Source organism: Enterobacter sp. MGH 4, from assembly GCF_000534735.1.
Taxonomy (GTDB): Bacteria; Pseudomonadota; Gammaproteobacteria; order Enterobacterales; family Enterobacteriaceae; genus Enterobacter; species Enterobacter intestinihominis.
The window spans coordinates 1-17,998 of record NZ_KI973295.1 but is presented as its reverse complement, the minus strand read 5'-3'; the positions used below and the strand labels follow the sequence as shown (position 1 = coordinate 17,998).

The following is a 17,998-nucleotide window of genomic DNA, read 5'->3' as shown; positions in this document are numbered from 1 at the left end:
CCGCAGGGTATGCTGCGGGGGCTTTTTATTACTCTTCTTCCTCGACCTGCTGCTCGCTGATCTTCAAATCAATGATCCGGCCGATCTGGTCATGATAGACCGTCAGCAGGTTGTACTGGCTCATCTCGGACATAATGTGCGGCGTGACGTTAAAACTTTGGGCAAGCTCGTCATGGCGCAACATTTGCGGATGACGCCGCCTCACATGCGCGCGGCGGCGATTGTACTGATACCACAGGATCAGCAGCCAGCCGTTGAACGCGGCAATCAGCAGATAAACCAGCACTGTATTAAAGGAGGCGATAATCATGCTCCAGCGGTGATCGCTCGCCTCGGTTAACTGCATCCACAGCCTGGCATACAGGAAAAACAGGAATCCTCCCCAGGCTATCAGCGTTAATGCGGCATCGAAAAGACGCGGTGCCAGCCGATGTTCAGTCAAAATTAACGTATTCTCGTTCATTGAATGCTCCCTTTTCCCCGGTCCGGACTGATCCAGCGCGCGCGGGCGCGTTTACGTTTAAGCATGACTTTCGGAAATGCCACGAGGGTGGTAAACAGGCCAATCATCCAGTACACCATCGGGAACCAAATCACCCAGAACAGCGAGCCTGCCACTTTCCGCTCGTAGCGCCGCTCGATATACAAACTGACGAGGAATTGCAGCAGGCACATCACCCCCAGCAGCAGCCCGGTAAACGCCGGGGGAAACAGGCTCGCAACGGCCAGGTTCGTGGGAAGAGGGATAATATGGCTAAGAATGAACAACACCACGGTCGCTCCATAGGCAAACGCCCACAGCGTTGACAGCGCGTATTCGAGAAACAGGGGCCACATCCGATGATGCTCCCAGCGGGCCATTTTGCGCAGGTTAACCAGAAACACCTCTGCACCGCCCTGAGCCCAGCGCAGACGCTGTTTCCACAGCCCCTTGAGCGTCTCCGGCATCAGGATCCAGCACAGCGCCCGCGGCTCGAAAAAAATATCCCAGTGGCGCAGCTGAAGCTTCCAGCTTATGTCAATGTCCTCTGTGATCATATCCGGGCTCCAGTACCCTACATCCGCCAGCGCCTGTCGGCGAAAGGCGGCGATGACGCCGGAGACCGTAAAGACCCGGCCATAGATCCGCTGCGTTCGCTTGATAAGACCAATAATGGAAGAAAACTCGCCCACCTGAATACGACCAATCAGCGTTGAGCGCGTGCGAATACGCGGATTTCCGGTGACGGCCCCAACGTGGGGATACTGAATCAGCGGTGCCACCAGATACGCGGCCGTATCGCGATCGAGCAGGGCGTCGCCGTCAATGCAGACCAGCAGATCGCCCCGGGCCGCCGCCGCACCAGCCTTGAGCGCCACGGCTTTCCCCTGATTCTGCGCGAGATTAATCACCCGCAGGCGCGGCTGCTCCTGCGCCAGTTGATGCAGCACCTGCGCGGTATTGTCCGAAGAGCCGTCGTTGATGGCGATAACCTCAACATTCCAGTACCGCTGACCCAGCGCGGCGCTAATGGTCTCCCGTGCGTTGCGTTCCTCATTAAAGCAGGGAATAAGAATCGAGATTAACGGTTCACCGGCTAAGGCGGGCGCGGGTGTTGCGTTATCCCACGACCAGTGCCGTTCAAGCTGAAACCAGAAATAGAGGCCGCCGGTTACCCAGAGCACGGACATAAACAGCGGCCAGAAAAAGACAAAGTCCAGAATCAGTTCGCCGGTAAACAGCGCGGCTACGCCTAACGGCAACCCGAATACCAGACACAAAATAGAGAAGGCGATAATGCGATCAGTCATTGTCAGGATACCAGTACGAAGAAAATTCAGGCCTGATACGCGAAATATCAGGTTGGTTGTTGAGGAAGTCGTCGGGGTAATAACCGTAATTTTTGATGCCGTTCAGCTGGAGCACCTGCATCCACTCCACCAGACGTTCATCGGCTACGGCACGCTGCGGTTTCTGCGCCCAGTCCCTGGCCTGTAGCTCAAAAATCGTTTTATTCAGCGCGCCGGGGCGTGCGGCGACGGCGTTGACTAAACGCGTCAGCCAGGCATTGCTCTCTTCTGCCGGGACGGACTCCATCAGTGGCATTGCCATCGGCACCGTCCAGTCGTAGGCCGCCAGAAAATCATCCAGATTTTGCGCAAACCACGCTTCGCTTTCGGGCTGCAGAATGGGGAGGGCGAACATATTGCGCGCGGTTTTGATCTGCGGGCCACGGATGTTTTTCACCGCCTGGCTCAGGGTGCGGGTAAAGCCGATAAGCTGCTGGCTCTTCTGCCGGGTCGTCTCCTGTCCGGCATCATCAACGTCCGTCAGCACCGCGTCGTCATGGAACAAGATCCCGTTGAAGCTGGCATAGCGGGCCAGATCTTCATAGATCTCCGTCACCTGTTGGCGAACCTGTGGACTCCAGGGGGAGAGCCGGATATAGGGCTCGGCGGCCACGGTCAACTCTCCCGTTTGGCGATCCCGGCGCTGCACGCGCGGCAGGGCTGGACTGAGATCGAAAGAGAGGACCGGCATCCACGCAAAGACTTTCACTCCCGCGCGGGTTTGTAGCTGCCAGGCGACAAAATTAAAAAGATCGGCCCGGACCGGAAGCCGGCGGTTGGGGAAATAGAGCGCGCCGATCCTGCCGTCGCCCCGCGGATCCGAAAACGCCTGGAGAAACACATGGCTGATTTTCATGTCGTAGACCCGCTGGACGAGTTTGTTGATGTTTTTCGTCTGCTGGGCCGGATCGGGATCGTAGACATAATCGAGATCAACATGCATGACGCGCACCGGGTCAAACTCCTGAACGCGGCTAACCGTGTTGGCAAAGGTTTTTATCGACGGATTTCCGGCAATCAGCAGGCGCGGGATGTTGCCGAGGTCGCGCACGTTTGCCAGCCCGTCCTCCAGGGTAAAGGCCAGCTGATAGCCCTGTTTCTGGGCGATAGCGAGCGATGTACCGTTGGCAGCCCCATAGGGCCACACCCAGGCACGCGGCGCTTTTCCCGTCACCTGGGTGATTTTTTCGGTGACTTTCCGTACGTCTGCGGCGATCCGCTGGTTGAAGTGTTCATCGGTTTCGTAATGCCCCGTCGCGTTATCGAAAAAACGGTTGGCGATAGCGGGTTCACGGCTTCCCTGCGGGTTGGCCGGGATGCCGTAATGCGAGGCCCAGGTATGCGAGCCAATTTCAACCAGCGGGGAGCGGCTGAGCTCGCGCACCATGTCCCATGTCGCGAACCGATCGCGGGGCGTCATCAGACCGCCGAAGTTAACTTTTTGATTTGCCGGCGTATCCACCCAGCTGCCCACCGGCGCCCACAGCGCAGGAACGTTCCAGGCCTGAAGCAGGGGCCAGACGCGGGTGTAAAAGCTGCTGTAGCCGTCGTCGAAGCTGAGCAAAACGGCTTTCGGCGGCAGCGCTTTTTTTCCTTCATGCGCATCCACAATGTCCTGCACGCTGATGGCGTGATAGCCGTTGTGCAAAAGCCAGCTTATCTGCTCGTTTAACGCGCTGGTGCGAACGGAGAGGTAGCGCTGATCGGCAGCATCATCTTCGACGTCGTGGTAGGCCAGGACCAGAAACTGATTCTCCGGCCAGGGTTTGCTGGCCTCCAGCTGCGGCCTCTCTTCAGGAGCCATAAAGGAGAGCGGCTGCGCGCAGAGACTCGCGCTGAGGCAGAGCCAGCCGATGACGAACAGGCTTACAGAAAAACGTGTATTCAGCATATTCATCCTTAAAAGCGTAAAGTCGCATCTAACGTGACGGAGAGATTGCTCTCGCGTTTGCCGTCGTAAGGGCGTTTATCCCAGTTCAGCATCACGCCAGTATCGACAACGTTATTCCACTGAATGCGTTGCCCGTAACCCAGCAGGGTAATGGCGCCAGGCGACTGATTTTTCTGCCAGTAGCTGCCGCCGCCTGCCACGAACTGCTGGCTCCAGAGGGTGTCGTAGTGGCGGTACATCTCATGGTCAACGGACAGGGCTGCCGTCACGGACAGATCCCGTGCCGGGTTGTAATAGAGCGTATTCCGCAGGCTGTTTTTACTGGCGGCGATCCCCGGTTCGAGATCCAGCGTCAGGGTCGGGGTCTGCCAGAGACGCTCTTTCCCAGAGAGGGTGTATTCCTGACGGCGGTTGTGGTCTGAGAAGCGGCTGACGGCGGCGTTGAACTGGTATTCACGTCGCTCGTTTTGATACCAGCGCACCCCACCTTCACCCCGGTTGGCGCTGATCCCATTGCGTAATGCCCGTAAGGGTGTCGCGCGTGATAAGCGCTCGAGGCTACCGCTGACCTGCCAGTTATCACTCAGGCTGTAGGTTGTTGAGAGCCGTGCACCCGGCCTGTTTGTGCCGTGATAGCGGTTGCTGGAGAGCTCGGCTTCGAGCGTGAGGTCACGTGGGCGCCACTCAACGCCGCCCAACAGGTGGCGGCTGATGCCTTTACCTTCGTCGAAATTCCCCTGTGCATAGCGGGCGCCAGCAAATAGCCGCCAGTTATCCGCCACGGGTGGGCCATAGAGCGTGGCGTCCCAAGTCATGTCGTGGCTACCGCTGACGGGGTTATCTGAGTGCAATCCTTTACCCGCGTTCAGACGCAGCTCTGACATATGGTGAACCGCTCTGAGCCTGTCCAGGCGGCGGGCGCTGCGATCGGCGGGGGCGCGAGCAATTACGTCATCAGCCAGTAAATCCATCTGGCGCCACTCCTGAAGGTCCATTGCGACGTAAGCCTGCTGTTTTTCAAGCTCCAGATTCGTGGGTTCGAGCGCCTCTGCTCGTTTAAGCTTTTGCTCGGCCGCGCGCGGCAGGCCCCTGGCCTGAAGCAGGGCGGCATAATCAATTTGTAATCCCTGATTTACCGGCGCCGTTGACGCCAGACGATACGACAGCTTTTCGGCCTCGGGCAGGGCGTTGGTCGCCAGCAAATAGTTAAGTTTGAGTGACTGTCCGGTGAGCCAACTATCGTTCGGCTGAGCGGTCGGGGATCCGAAATCGTAGCGGGTCCAGGGAACGCTGCGGGTCTCGCGCTCAACGTAGCGGCGGGCGGTTTGATACTGCCCCGTATCCAGCCAGGCGTAGAAAAGCGCATGCTCCTCATCCTGCGGATCGGAGGCGTAGTGTGGATAGCGTTGTACAAGCGAGAAGGCGGCGACGGTGTTTTTCTCCTGCAAATATGCAGAGATCACCCAGCCGATGGCCCAGTCCGGCACCGGATGCTGTGCGGTCGTCAGCGCCTCATATTCGCTAATAACCTGCCGGTAATCACCCTGCGCATACAGCGCGCCAAGCCGATCGATACGGGCAAGGATGATGTCTTCAGCCGCCTGCGGTTCGTTTTGCCAGCGGGAAAGCAGGACGTGATAGCGATCTAATGCGTTTTGTGCCAGCCGCAGCCGCTCTTTCTCCGTTCTGCCAGGCACATCCGCCAGGCGTACCTTTTCAGCCGCGGCGTTACGCTCAAGGCGGCGACGCTCCGCGGGGGACATCGCTGCGCTTTGCGACAGCCAGAGTGCGGGTGTGCTTACCCGGTTATCCGTTAACGCATCGATCGTCTCGCGAAGAAGGGCGTTATTCCCTGGTGCGGCGTTTAGCGCGCGCATGTCCGCCAGCAGCCGGTCCCCGTTTTTTCCCTGGCGCATCCAGACATAGGAGAGCGTCTCAAGGTGCGCGGGAGAAGGATTGTCCTTAACCAGCTGCCGGGCTTTCGAAAGCGCGAGGCGATCTCTGCGGGCATCGGCCAGGGTCTTAACATAGCCGATGCGGTAATCGTCGTTATCCGGCGCAAGGCTGAGCGCCTCTTTCCACAGCGATAAGGCGGATGGCCAGGCTTTTTGGTTTCTTCTGGACTGGGCGACAGCAGCGATGGCGCGAGCGGGCAGCGGCATATAAATACCATAACGCTGCCAGACTCGAATAACCTCATCATCGCGTCCTGCCCAGGAGGCTACCTGTAACCAGTCCGCAACCTGTCCAGTTGTTAAAGCATGCTGTTGCTCATAGCGCTGTAGGTAATCAAGAAACAGAGCGTAATTACCGTTACGTGCCTGTTGTATCTGATGCTCATAAACGGATTCATCAGCCTGAACCAGAACAGGAAAGAGTAAAAGCAGGAACAATAATATTGTGGTGCGATAAAAGAATAACGTAGTGAAGCTAAGCGATCTTTCCATATCTATTTGCCATTTGTTTATCGTGAATCCATTGCATAACACGGCCGCCTTTTAACTCTGCGTTAAAGGGCATAAAGGAGAACATTAAATCTGAATGATGCTACGTTATGGGGTACTTACTTAAAGGTAATTATGCGCCCTCATCTCAGTGGTCTGATTGGGCTTAATGTACACCCGATGTGTTGGGGGATAAATAAGTTGAAAAGCGGCTGGGAGGTTTTGAGATAATTCTGGAAGAAGTAAGTTTTTTAGATAATTCAGTGCAGGATTGTTCTTTTTAACTGATTGATATTAAATGCTTTTTCTTTTGCTGTTTGCAGTTTTTTTATATTTGAAATGAAGTTCCGCTGAGTTAATTAAAGTACTTTCTGGTGCATGTTTGGGAAGTTTCATGACAAAAATTCTTAATGTTCAGAGAAGTGACTTTTCTGAAATTCTTTTTTATTTATAATTAGCGACAGGCATTGAGTGATAGTCTACAAAAAGTCTAGCTCACCAATGTCATATTGAGGGATGATCAAAGCCAGAAAACATTTGCCGTTAATGTAAAGCGCTATAAACGAAAGCGTCCTTGTTTCTTAAGAGGCGGGCTTGCTTTAATCTAAAAGGGATGATTAGTGGCGACTTCAATAGTGTTAGTGACTCAGGATTGTTTCCTTGTCAGGGGGATGCGGCTATTTTTCCCGGATATAATTTGCCTCTGTTCGATAGACAGAAACATATTTGATACCGACGCAAATGAATATACTGTACTGATTGATAGCCGTACGCCGCTCCGTTTATATGATTACCTGATACGCCATCCGGCCAGAACGAGAAAAACCATCTGCTGCGTTATGCTGGATATGCGCCCTCGAGAGGAGGATCTGCACAGTATGAAGCTGTTTATGAACACGTCGCTTACGCCTCCGGATATGGCGTCGTTATTCAATCTGGTGCTTGATATGAAAGGCTGGCGTCTGACAACCAAATGGCTGCTTAACTTACGGCTGAGTAGACATGAAGCGATAATGCTCCGGTTGCTGAAGGCAGGGAGGTCAATGGAAGAGATTGCAGATAAGCTGAATATGTCGGTTAAAAGCCTCTATCGCAAGCGAACGGCGCTATCGGAGCGGTTAGGGGCAGGGAACTTCAACGAGGCGTGTTTGTTTATCTTTAAAAACAAACTGCTGGACGCGGCTGGGAACGATCCCTAGCTTCGTCAGAAGCCAAAAGCACAAACCCGCCACGAGGGCGGGTTCTTTTAATGGAAATAATTCAGAACGACCAGCGCAGATTGGCGTTAACAGAGTTGACGCGGGTATCCGCACCATATTGTCCCTGGTAACCTACATCCAGCGTCGCAGCACGCGACAGCTGTACGCTCACGCCGATATCACCCACCATTACGTCCTCATCCACGGCTTGCCCCTGAGTAATGAACGCGTCGCTGCCCGCAAACGCCATGCGCGAAGAGGTATTCTTATCGCCATAAGCGTGCTGCCAGCCCAGCGAACCGTAGAGGTTAACGTTCTTCGGCAGCTCGGTCACACCGCGCACCCCGAGTGTGGAATAGAAGGTGTTCATCGTTTCGTTACGGACGCTCAGCGCAGCGGCACCGCCGTCTTCCCTGAAGCTGTCGGTATGCAGCCGGATGTACGATAAATTGACGAACGGCTCAATATTCCTGTCTGGCTGGCCGAAACGGTAGCCCGCTTCGGTAAATGCCAGCAGCGAGTTAGCGTCGTAATCTGACTTCAGCCGATCCGAGAAGCCGCTGAAATCAACATTGCGCTCGCCCTCGATCTTGTGCCAGGTGTAACCCAGCGCGCCGCGAAGGGAGAACGCATCCTGTTGACCCGCCGCATACAGGCCAAGGTGATAGTTGTCGGTATCCGTTGAGGAGCGACGGCTGTCGACGTCGTAATCACCCCGGCTGTAGCCGAAGTAGCCGCCGACACGCACGTTATGGTCCGCCAGCTTGCGATCTGCCCCCAGCAGGAAGCCGGTGGTGTTGCCGTCCAGCTTGCCCACGTTTCCGTCGCCGCTGTTTCGGCTCCAGGAGCTGAAGGTCTGGCCCCAGACGCCATTGTTTTGCGGCTCCGGCTGCTGCACCAGCGACATGGCTAACGGTGGGATCGGCAGGCTGTCGTTATCAAACGCGCGCTGCATACGCTGGTTTAACACGTTAAACACCTGCGTGCTGCCAGCGATCAGGTTGGACTGCATTGATGGATAAACTTCGCCAGACAGCTGGTTGAACGCCTCGCGCGCTTCCGGCGCGCTCAGCAGCAACAGCGAGTTATACAGCGCCAGCGACGGGCCACTTTGCGTCAGCGTGGAGAGCGCGCCAGCGGTATTCCACTGGTTGCTGCTTTGGGCCACGGTCTGGAAAATGCCCGGCTTGCCGCTGCCCGGGTTTTCGCCGCCAGGATTCTCACCGCCCGGGTTTTCACCTCCGGGGTTTTCACCGCCCGGGTTCTCGCCTCCGGGATTTTCACCGCCCGGGTTCTCGCCTCCGGGATTTTCACCGCCCGGGTTCTCGCCCCCAGGATTTTCGCCTCCGGTCTCTTTCTGCGCGATGGTCAGATCGACGGCGTTGGTGCTTTGCTCAAGCGCCACGTCCAGGAAGGCGGATTTGGAAATCGCTCCGGCGAACTCACCGTCAATTCCCCCGTCGGAGGTCAAAATGCGGTAGCTTTGGCCCGTTTTATAGCTGGTTTGCGGATCCAGCGCGGTGACCTGTACCTTAGCCCGATCGCTGATGGTGGTTTTGCCCGATACCAGTAGCTGGTCGCTGCTGCCATCGCCCGCGATATCCACGTCATAGAAGGATTCGCCGATAAAGTTCAGATAGCGTTTCAGCGTCAACGTACCGATATTGCCGTCGCCAGGCGAGATATGCCCGCCAGACAGGATCTCGGTCTGGCCCAGCGTGCCGTTGCCGCCCAGCGTGCCGCCGGACTTGATTGACGCGGCGCTGCTGTAACCGACCCCGTCGCTGACGTCTGAACCCGCCGTCGCGTTGAGGATCAGCGTACCGCCGTTCTCGGCGCTAAGCGTCTGAACATCAAAGATATCGTCTTCTGGCTGGGTATTAATATTGCTGGCAATGATGACTTTACCGCCCCGCGCGGTTACGTTCGCCTTGAGTGCGGAAAGATCGCCGTTCAGCGTCGTCTGCCCGGAGGTATTGATCACATCACCTTCACCGCTCATCGTGTTGCTGAAGAGGTAATTTCCGTCGGTATGGTTGAAGTAGACATAGCTGCCGAACAGTCCGCCACGCAGGCTGATTGCCGTCTTCGCATCGAGGGTACCTGCGCCGCCCGCCGTGCCAGGCGTTGGCTCAGTTAAACCCGTGCCGGTGTCCATATTGCCGCGGCTGCCGATGATGAGCGCACCCCGGTTCGAGCCGGAACCCGATGTCCCCACGATCAGCGCATTGCTGCCAGCGGAAAATGAACCGCCGTCAATCACAGACAGCACGCCATTGCCGTAATCGCCCACGCTCACGCTGCTGCCGCTGGTAAAGCGCGAGTCCTTGCCCGCAATAACCAGCTCGGCGGTTTTCCCTGCGCCGGAGACGCCTGCCACCTGCACGCCGCCAACGTTAACCGCTCCGCCGTTCAGTACGTCCAGGTCGCCATTAAGCGTCAACGTACGGCCAACGTTCCACTGTGAGCCGCTCCCGGTGACGGTGGCTTTCGGGCTCAGCGTGTCGGTTTCACCCGGCCCGGTACCATTCCCGATGCGCGCATCGTAGGCGGTATTGAGCGCCGCGCCGTCCTCAATTGCCAGCGTGGAGCGTGCGCCCAGATCGGTGCCTACGCTCAGAAAATTACTGGTCACGCGAGAGCCGGCACCCGTGGCGATAAGGTGGCTGTCGTAGCCCCGGGTGGTGCCGACAACAATCTCCTTTGCGCTTGCCAGCGCGCCCTCTTCAACTCGCAGGGTGCCGAGGCCAAGATTCAGGTCGCCGCGCAGGACGTACCGATCGTTCACCGCGTTAAGCTCAGCGTCTGGCCCACGGACCGTGACCACGCTTTCATAAATTTTGCCATCGAACAGCCGACCGATATTGATGTTATAGGCGGTGATTTTGCCATTATCGATCAGCAGGTTTCCGCGTTGATTACGTCCAACATAAACATCTCCGGTGTAACCCAGCGTTTCGGTAATACGCGAGTCGCCATCAAAAAAGACATCGGCTGCACGCGCGATATCGGCAGGTAAAAACAGTAACAGCGGCGCGGAAAATAGAGCGAGGTAAAGTCTGGAAAGCGGCGTCTTAACCGCTAAAGCATGCGATGTAGAGTTATTCACGGGCTATCTCCGTACTCATTAGCGTGATGTCTGGAAAATCGTTTTTATGAAAACTCAGATACGTCAAAAATGTAAAAGGCGTTATTTATGTACGCCTTTTGATGCGGCGTTAATTATTTATGTGTGACAACAGGTGTACAGGTTGGCGCGCTTAGCGTCGGTGCGGATCCTAAAATCCCCGGCATCATCATTGATGAACAATCGAAAATACGCCCTTTTTCTGTCGTGGCGCGATAAGACAGTTTTTGTCCTCCCAGTGCGTCCGGCTGGGCGCCATTAACGTTGGTCACGGTTATTTCATCCGATGAGCCCAGTCCCAGCATTTTAGCGGTCTCCGCTTGCAGGAGTGGAATAGCCTGATCGGTTTTCAACGTGGAACAACCGGCTAGCATCAACGTAACGGTTAAAACGATTAGTGGTTTTTTCATAAATTATCCTTTATATCCAACCAGTTAATTTCACTGATTGTATTTATGTTTTCTTTTACCCAAATCAGCGAATAATATATTTCTCTTTCCTAATCGAAAAAACCCTCCTAAAGTAGGGTGGGTAGATAATAATTCATCTGTACTCTAAGATATGCGAAGGTAAAAGGAGGCTCCTTTGGGACAGAATTATGCGTTAGTCGTTGATGACCATCCATTGGTAGCAAGCGGCATCGCCAATTTTCTGATTACACATTGCCAGTTTAAACAGGCGTGTGTGGTGACGAATGAGGATGATTGCTACCGCCAAATTAGGGATCATGGCCCGCCACGTTTGCTGGTAATCGATTTTTGGCTCTCTTCCGGAACGGCCCTGAAATTACTCAAAGAAGTAAAACAACTTTACCCACAGGTACGACTCCTGGTGGTCAGCGGGGATGACAATAATGACATCTGGCGCAAAGTTAATGCCGCCGGGGGACACGGTTTTGTATTGAAAGGCGAGCCACCTGAGATGTTCTCGCGGGCCGTTTTCGCACTCACTGATAATCAGACCTGGTTTCCTGAGGGAAACGAAATTTCCGTTAAGGCAAATAATGAGAAGTTAAGTAAATTTAACTTAACGCCGCGACAAATAGACGTATTAAATATGATTATGCGCGGCCTGCCAAATAAACGAATCGCCGCGCAGCTTTCAATTTCTGAGCCCACGGTCAAAGAACACATCAGCAATATATTGAAAAAGATAGGTGTTAACAGCCGGGTCGAAGCCATCACGCTTCTGCACGGCAAGCAGGAACCGTCGGAATGAGGTTTTTCCAGAGCTTACAAAACGAAGGTATCTCTGCTCCGGCGCAGATCCGTTTGCTAAACAACACCTTTCTGCGGCTGGTATTTAGCTTTAGTGCTGTGCCCTTTGTGGGTATTCCTTTCGCCATCTGGATTTATATGCTTGGGGACGACCTCGGCCCAACGATTATCTGGATAATTATTTATCTGCTATGTGCCGTGGCGATACGACTATTGCACCGACGCTATCAGCGTGAAGCGAAAGAAAACGGTGATAGGGACGTCCTGCGACGCTGGCTTCCGCGTATTAATAATATCGCCTTTATTCACGGGCTGGGCATTTCTTCGCTCTATTTAATTACTCCACAGACGCAGAATTTTGACTTTTTCCTGTTACTTAATATCAGCATCGCCGCTATCGTCGCCGCCAATGCGACGCATCTGACGCCGGTCATCAGCACCTTTACGCGCTTTTTCTTCGCCTCCTGGGGGGTGCTGAACCTCGGTATTATCTGGCGGCTGGATGAGTTGATGTTCATCGTGCTCATGCTGAATCTGCTTTACGGCTTCGCAATTTACCGCCATGCGTTAACTTCCCATGCGTTCTTTATTCAGCAGGCACTGCTTGAGGAAAAAAGCTCACGCCTGGCGGAACAGTTTCGTCAGGCCAAAGAGGACGCGGAGCAGGCACTGCTGGATAAAAATCAGTTTCTGACCACCGCCAGCCACGATCTGCGCCAGCCCGTACACGCTATGGGCTTTCTGATCGAAGCCATCCTCCACCGAAACCGGGACGACAGCCTGACGCCACAGCTTCTTGACCTGCAGCAGAGCGTTCGCTCGGTACATTTAATGCTCAACTCTCTGCTCGATCTCAGCAAAATAGAATCCGGGAATGTCCTCTCTGTCCCGACCAAAGTGGATATCGGTGCTCTGCTCGACTCGGTCATCACGCTGTTTCGCGAAGAGGCCAACAGCCGCGCGCTTAGGCTGTGCATCCGGCGGCCTAAACGCCGTATCTACGTGATGGGCGATTCGCTGCTGGTACGACAGTCCCTGATTAACCTGATTCAAAACGCCCTTCGTTACACGCTCCAGGGCGGGGTGCTGGTCGCCATCCGACCGCGCGGTGACGAGTGTATGGTGGAGGTGTGGGACACGGGAGTCGGTATCGCCGATGAAGAGAAGGGCAAAATCTTCTCACCTTACTACCGCCCCGAGCTGGCATGGAAGATCGACAGCGCCGGACACGGGCTGGGACTGGCCGTAGTGGCCCGTTGTGCCAAGCTGATGAAGGTGAAATACGGGATGCAATCCATTGAAGGTAAAGGTTCACGCTTCTGGATGCGCTTCACCCAATATGCTGGCGAAGACATCGCGCCGGATATCCCGCCCGCCGCTGACAACACCGCCACGCCGGTACGCTATGCGCCCCTGCACGGTTCCTGCCTGGTCGTCGATGACGACCCGCTGGTGACGTCTGCCTGGGAGAGCCTGATGAACATCTGGGGAATCGACGTACGCTGTGCGGCCTCGGCTGAAGAAGCGTTTGCCATAATCGACGACGGCTTTACGCCGTTCGCCGTGCTGTGCGACCAGCGTCTGCGATCCGGCGAAAGCGGCTTCGATATCCTGAAAGCGCTTTTTGACCGTCTGCCGGATATGAGCGGCGCCATAGTCAGCGGCGAATTTAATTCACCGGTTCTGCTGGAGGCGGAGCAGGAAGGGTATCTGGTGCTGCGCAAGCCTCTGGAGCCGGCTAAACTGCATGCGCTGCTGACGCAATGGTCAGGGTGTCGTGGATAGGGGAATAGATAATAGCAGCATTGCGCTCCACTGTAGGGCCAGATAGTACGCGGTGTCCTGCTGTGATGCCAATGTGTCGGTATGGTTGAGCCGCTGAGGGAGGATTTCGCGGGCCTGATTAATGATTTCATCGTGCATGATTCAGCCTCCTGTGGTGATCTGCATGTTGCTTCTACCGGGCAGGGCGGGAGATGTTGGAAACGGTCCCGAAGGAGTCATTAGAGTTGCTACCAGCGAAGTTCCGCAGTGGGCAATAATGTCAGTTTTCGAGCGTATACTCTAAGATATCTTCAACTCGTTGATATATATAGATTTGACGAATATCGTCAGGTAGCGATTTATCCGCAAAATTAAGTTAAACTTCGTCACAGGTTTCAGTGAGTTATGGGACGGATAATAGAATGACCAGCGAAGAGGCACTTTTAAAATCAGGTTTTAGCAAACGAGATCTTCAAAAGTTAAAAAACAATATTGAAAATTACGGTGGTTCGTTTGATAGCGTAACTCATGATCTGGCCAATCGTTTTAAGGCTATGAAGTGGATAACTATTATTGCCTTCATCATACTGGCTTTAACTCTTTTACTTGCATCCAAGGATACAAGCCTGACACTTGCGCTCACATTATTGATTGTACTACCTTTCATCTGGTATATAACGCCAGCAAAACTTGGCTACAAATCCTGGCGTTATCGTAAAATGCTGACTAATTCTGGGACGGGTCGCTGACGGACAACAGATCAAAAATAATCTTAGCTTTCACGCCATAACCCGCTATTTTCATTGTAAGCTGCGGGCGGCTCAGTGTGCTCACCTTTCGGTAATAGTCAGCAGGGAGATAACGAAACAGTCGCCAGGTACCAGGTCGCCGTAACAAGCCAAAAATGGTGTACGCATTAGCGGCCAGTGAAATTGATTTGTAGACACCTAACCCATTCTCACGACTAAAGCCCATAAACTCAGCTGTAGACATCGCGGCATTCGCGACCAGCCCTTCACTGGTAGTGTTGTTAGTTGCGTAGCGAGCCACTTCTTTACTGATGCTGTTTGTCCCGTCAGTAACCAGAATCGCACCAGCAAGAACCCCGAGAGGGGTCATAGTGCCTATGAGGGTAAATCCTGCGGCTATTTCAGCACCGGCCAGGACAACACTAACAGCCGAGATCACATACCCAACAATTTTGTTATTCTCTCGGATAAACTCGACTTTAGCGCAAAGCTTCGCTGCCTTCGTTCTTAATTAACGCGCTTGTTCCAGCAGGTTACTGTTTTCTTCTCTGAGAATTTTAACGCATTCCATGCATTCTTCATCTGATTTAGCCCGACGAGCTAACGTAAACTGATGTTCTATGAGGTCCCGAATTTCCTGAACAAACTTCATTCGAGTCAAACTATCGCTGAGATGAAAAGCCGACAGAGTGTTGGCTGTATTTACCAGTTTCCTGGCTTCCATATTCACCATAGTTTCCGCCCAGGCTTTATTTCTTCCATCTGAGCGCATCATGTTAAGTAATGCTGCATCCATTGTAGTTCCTCTCAATTGCTTTACCGGCCTCTGCTTAGACTGATAAACGCCCCCATGACAGCCATGCGTGCCAACGCACACACAATATAGTAGCAATGTGGTTACGGTGTCTGAAGTAGAAGTCGCTTTTTACAGCTTCGTTCCTCGGCCTACTTTACTGCGGTTAGCCAGGGCCTGTTCCAGCAGTGTACGGAACGCCGAAAGGTCACTTTTCAGGATGTCCCGGATGGATTTACCACCGATGAATCTAATAAAACAGTTAGCCGATGGGGGGTAATCACGGATACGTGATGCCGCTCTGTCGGGCTCTGTCCAATTGATATGTGCATTTGTAATGCTCAAATAGATCGGTGAAGGTCAGGTTTTTCTGCTTCTGTGTGGCGGTAAAGGCGGTAAACAACGCCAGTTGTACCACCGGGAAGCGGGGCCGGAGGAGAGATAAGGGCGGTAACTACTGTTCAAACAACGAGTTGCTGACTCAGAAAGCAAAAACCCCCGCCGAAGCGAGGGTTATAAATAAGTGGTGCCCGGACTCGGAATCGAACCAAGGACACGGGGATTTTCAATCCCTTTGAAACTGCTTATGAACTGCTTTTTTCAACTTTTGAGAAAGGGCTTTTTGGCTGGATTGCCTTGCAAAAGACACACATTCTCACCAATGTATTATGATTAAATCGTTTATAAAGAAATCAATCTAACCCTGCCAGAATCCTACCATGTGATATCTATCATAGATCACCCTACTTTGGGTAATGACTCCAACTTATTGATAGTGTTTTATGTTCAGATAATGCCCGATGACTTTGTCATGCAGCTCCACCGATTTTGAGAACGACAGCGACTTCCGTCCCAGCCGTGCCAGGTGCTGCCTCAGATTCAGGTTATGCCGCTCAATTCGCTGCGTATATCGCTTGCTGATTACGTGCAGCTTTCCCTTCAGGCGGGATTCATACAGCGGCCAGCCATCCGTCATCCATATCACCACGTCAAAAGGTGACAGCAGGCTCATAAGACGCCCCAGCGTCGCCATAGTGCGTTCACCGAATACGTGCGCAACAACCGTCTTCCGGAGCCTGTCATACGCGTAAAACAGCCAGCGCTGACGCGATTTAGCCCCGACATAGCCCCACTGTTCGTCCATTTCCGCGCAGACGATGACGTCACTGCCCGGCTGTATGCGCGAGGTTACCGACTGCGGCCTGAGTTTTTTAAGTGACGTAAAATCGTGTTGAGGCCAACGCCCATAATGCGGGCGGTTGCCCGGCATCCAACGCCATTCATGGCCATATCAATGATTTTCTGGTGCGTACCGGGTTGAGAAGCGGTGTAAGTGAACTGCAGTTGCCATGTTTTACGGCAGTGAGAGCAGAGATAGCGCTGATGTCCGGCAGTGCTTTTGCCGTTACGCACCACCCCGTCAGTAGCTGAACAGGAGGGACAGCTGATAGAAACAGAAGCCACTGGAGCACCTCAAAAACACCATCATACACTAAATCAGTAAGTTGGTAGTATCACCAAGCCCTCATAAGGTGCTAAACTCCCGCAATTTAAGATTGCTCTTATCACCATGAAGTTTAAGCGATGTATCAGATGGATATGAACTTATCAACTATTTACAAGAACCAAGCATTACGGTACTGCATGGTAGGCGGCATGAATACCCTCGTTACAGCCTTCGTGATTATTACTCTCACGGCGCTTGGTTGCGGCCTATACCTTTCTAATTTGTTTGGATATGTTGTGGGTATCTTAGTTAGTTACGCCCTCAATACATATTTCACCTTTTCCTCACGACCTACGCTGCGAAGATTAACAAAGTTCATATTTTGCTGCGCATACTGTTATCTTATTAACATAATAGCCATGAGGCTTGCCATAGGAATAGGTATGGAAAACAAATATATCATCCAGTTGATAGGGATGTTTTTTTACACCGCATCAGGTTTTTTTATAAATAAACTTTGGGTAATGAAATAATGAATGCGCCAGTTCTTTCAATAGTCGTGCCTTGCTATAACGAGCAGGAGGTTTTTAATCTTTGCCTATCTGAGTTATCTTCGCGCTTAGAAGAAATGATAGAAAATAATAAAATTGCAAGAACAAGTGATATTGTTTTCGTTGATGACGGAAGCAAAGATGACACTTGGGCTTTAATTGAAAAAGCATCTATTTCTAGCCATCATGTCAAGGGCGTTAAGCTATCTAGAAATAAAGGCCATCAGACAGCATTAATGGCAGGCCTTTCCTCATGCACTAAATCTGATATCACAGTAAGTATCGACGCAGATCTTCAAGATGATACATCTGTAATTGAGAAAATGGTTGATACCTATCATTCTGGCAGTGACATTGTATATGGCGTTAGGAATGACAGAACTTCAGACAGTTTATTTAAGAAAATCACCGCTGAGACTTTCTATAAAGTGATGACAAAACTTGGTGTAAATCAGGTAGAAAATCATGCTGACTTCAGATTGCTAAGCCGTAGAGCACTTGATTCACTTTTGCAGTACAAAGAGCAGAATCTATATATTCGAGGCCTTATACCTCTTATTGGATATCCTAGTGACAAAGTTTACTACTCACGACACGAACGAGTTGCTGGTGAGTCAAAATATCCCCTAAGAAAGATGCTTGCCTTAGCTCTTGAGGGGATAACATCTTTTTCCGTGACCCCACTAAGAATTGTCACTGCACTCGGTTTTATAATATCAATATTTTCTACAGTCGGCGTTTTCTATACATTAATGCAGTATTTCTTGGGGCATACAGTAAGTGGCTGGGCGTCGATGATCTTGGCAATTCTTTTTATTGGTGGGGTTCAGATGCTTTGCCTTGGCATTATTGGTGAGTACGTAGGCAAGATTTATATGGAAAGCAAGAAAAGACCTAAGTTTTTCATCGAAAAATCAACACATCAGTAAGGTTAAAAAAATGACATCTAAATTCAGACCTTTCCCTTTTTTCTTTGCTGTGCTTGG

13 protein-coding genes and 1 pseudogene are annotated in these 17,998 nt (G+C 52.6%); 6 read left to right on the top strand and 8 right to left on the bottom strand.

The genetic code is table 11. From position 1 onward, the window contains the following. Window positions 1-28: 28 nt before the first annotated feature. The 4 genes from pgaD to pgaA are packed head-to-tail and all read right to left on the bottom strand — an operon-like array spanning window position 29 to window position 6,168. Entirely contained in the window at window positions 29-463 is a 435-nt protein-coding gene (gene pgaD / locus L350_RS06000; RefSeq protein ID WP_032626258.1) for a poly-beta-1,6-N-acetyl-D-glucosamine biosynthesis protein PgaD, read from the bottom strand. Continuing rightward, on the bottom strand, window positions 460-1,791 hold the full coding sequence (pgaC, locus tag L350_RS06005) for a poly-beta-1,6-N-acetyl-D-glucosamine synthase (protein ID WP_032626256.1): 1,332 nt from the start codon (window positions 1,789-1,791) through the stop codon (window positions 460-462). The genes pgaD and pgaC overlap by 4 nt, the downstream gene beginning before the upstream one ends. Then, on the bottom strand, window positions 1,784-3,721 hold the full coding sequence (gene pgaB, locus L350_RS06010; protein ID WP_032626253.1) for a poly-beta-1,6-N-acetyl-D-glucosamine N-deacetylase PgaB: 1,938 nt from the start codon (window positions 3,719-3,721) through the stop codon (window positions 1,784-1,786). The genes pgaC and pgaB overlap by 8 nt, the downstream gene beginning before the upstream one ends. Before the next feature lie 8 nt (window positions 3,722-3,729). Next, window positions 3,730-6,168, bottom strand: a complete 2,439-nt coding sequence (pgaA, locus tag L350_RS06015; protein ID WP_032626251.1) for a poly-beta-1,6 N-acetyl-D-glucosamine export porin PgaA — start codon at window positions 6,166-6,168, stop codon at window positions 3,730-3,732. A 668-nt stretch (window positions 6,169-6,836) separates the two neighbouring features. Between pgaA and L350_RS06020 the strand changes: the two genes are divergently transcribed. After that, window positions 6,837-7,364: a helix-turn-helix transcriptional regulator gene (locus L350_RS06020; RefSeq protein ID WP_045308383.1), complete on the top strand. Its 528-nt coding sequence runs from the start codon at window positions 6,837-6,839 to the stop codon at window positions 7,362-7,364. Window positions 7,365-7,425: 61 nt separating this feature from the next. Here L350_RS06020 and L350_RS06025 read toward each other — a convergent pair whose 3' ends face one another. After that, window positions 7,426-10,473: an autotransporter family protein gene (locus tag L350_RS06025; protein WP_032626249.1), complete on the bottom strand. Its 3,048-nt coding sequence runs from the start codon at window positions 10,471-10,473 to the stop codon at window positions 7,426-7,428. 113 nt (window positions 10,474-10,586) lie between these two features. Then, a complete protein-coding gene (locus L350_RS06030) occupies window positions 10,587-10,901 on the bottom strand; it encodes a lipoprotein (RefSeq protein WP_003862457.1) in 315 nt (104 codons plus the stop codon). Window positions 10,902-11,076: 175 nt separating this feature from the next. On the opposite strand from L350_RS06030, the gene L350_RS06035 reads away from it, so the two are divergent. The 3 genes from L350_RS06035 (at window position 11,077) to L350_RS06045 (ending at window position 14,221) form a co-directional block, all read left to right on the top strand. After that, window positions 11,077-11,709, top strand: a complete 633-nt coding sequence (locus tag L350_RS06035; protein ID WP_032626246.1) for a response regulator transcription factor — start codon at window positions 11,077-11,079, stop codon at window positions 11,707-11,709. Continuing rightward, window positions 11,706-13,493: a hybrid sensor histidine kinase/response regulator gene (locus L350_RS06040; RefSeq protein WP_032626244.1), complete on the top strand. Its 1,788-nt coding sequence runs from the start codon at window positions 11,706-11,708 to the stop codon at window positions 13,491-13,493. The genes L350_RS06035 and L350_RS06040 overlap by 4 nt, the downstream gene beginning before the upstream one ends. 401 nt (window positions 13,494-13,894) lie before the next feature. Beyond that, window positions 13,895-14,221: a hypothetical protein gene (locus L350_RS06045; RefSeq protein WP_023298582.1), complete on the top strand. Its 327-nt coding sequence runs from the start codon at window positions 13,895-13,897 to the stop codon at window positions 14,219-14,221. Here the strand turns inward: L350_RS06045 and L350_RS24495 are convergent. After that, window positions 14,199-15,017: pseudogene (locus tag L350_RS24495) on the bottom strand (DUF4225 domain-containing protein). The gene L350_RS06045 and the pseudogene L350_RS24495 overlap by 23 nt on opposite strands. 763 nt (window positions 15,018-15,780) lie before the next feature. Further along, a protein-coding gene (locus tag L350_RS06050; RefSeq protein ID WP_103215986.1) for an IS1-like element IS1A family transposase occupies window positions 15,781-16,478 on the bottom strand; the annotation gives its coding sequence in 2 pieces (ribosomal slippage) (window positions 15,781-16,229 and window positions 16,229-16,478; 699 coding nt in all). Window positions 16,479-16,598: 120 nt separating this feature from the next. On the opposite strand from L350_RS06050, the gene L350_RS0122570 reads away from it, so the two are divergent. Then, window positions 16,599-16,994, top strand: coding sequence for a GtrA family protein (locus tag L350_RS0122570; protein WP_306792277.1), 396 nt, complete (start codon window positions 16,599-16,601; stop codon window positions 16,992-16,994). After that, entirely contained in the window at window positions 16,994-17,941 is a 948-nt protein-coding gene (locus L350_RS06055; RefSeq protein WP_032626190.1) for a glycosyltransferase family 2 protein, read from the top strand. Before L350_RS0122570 ends, L350_RS06055 begins: the two co-directional genes overlap by 1 nt. The last annotated feature ends 57 nt before the right edge of the window (window positions 17,942-17,998 follow it).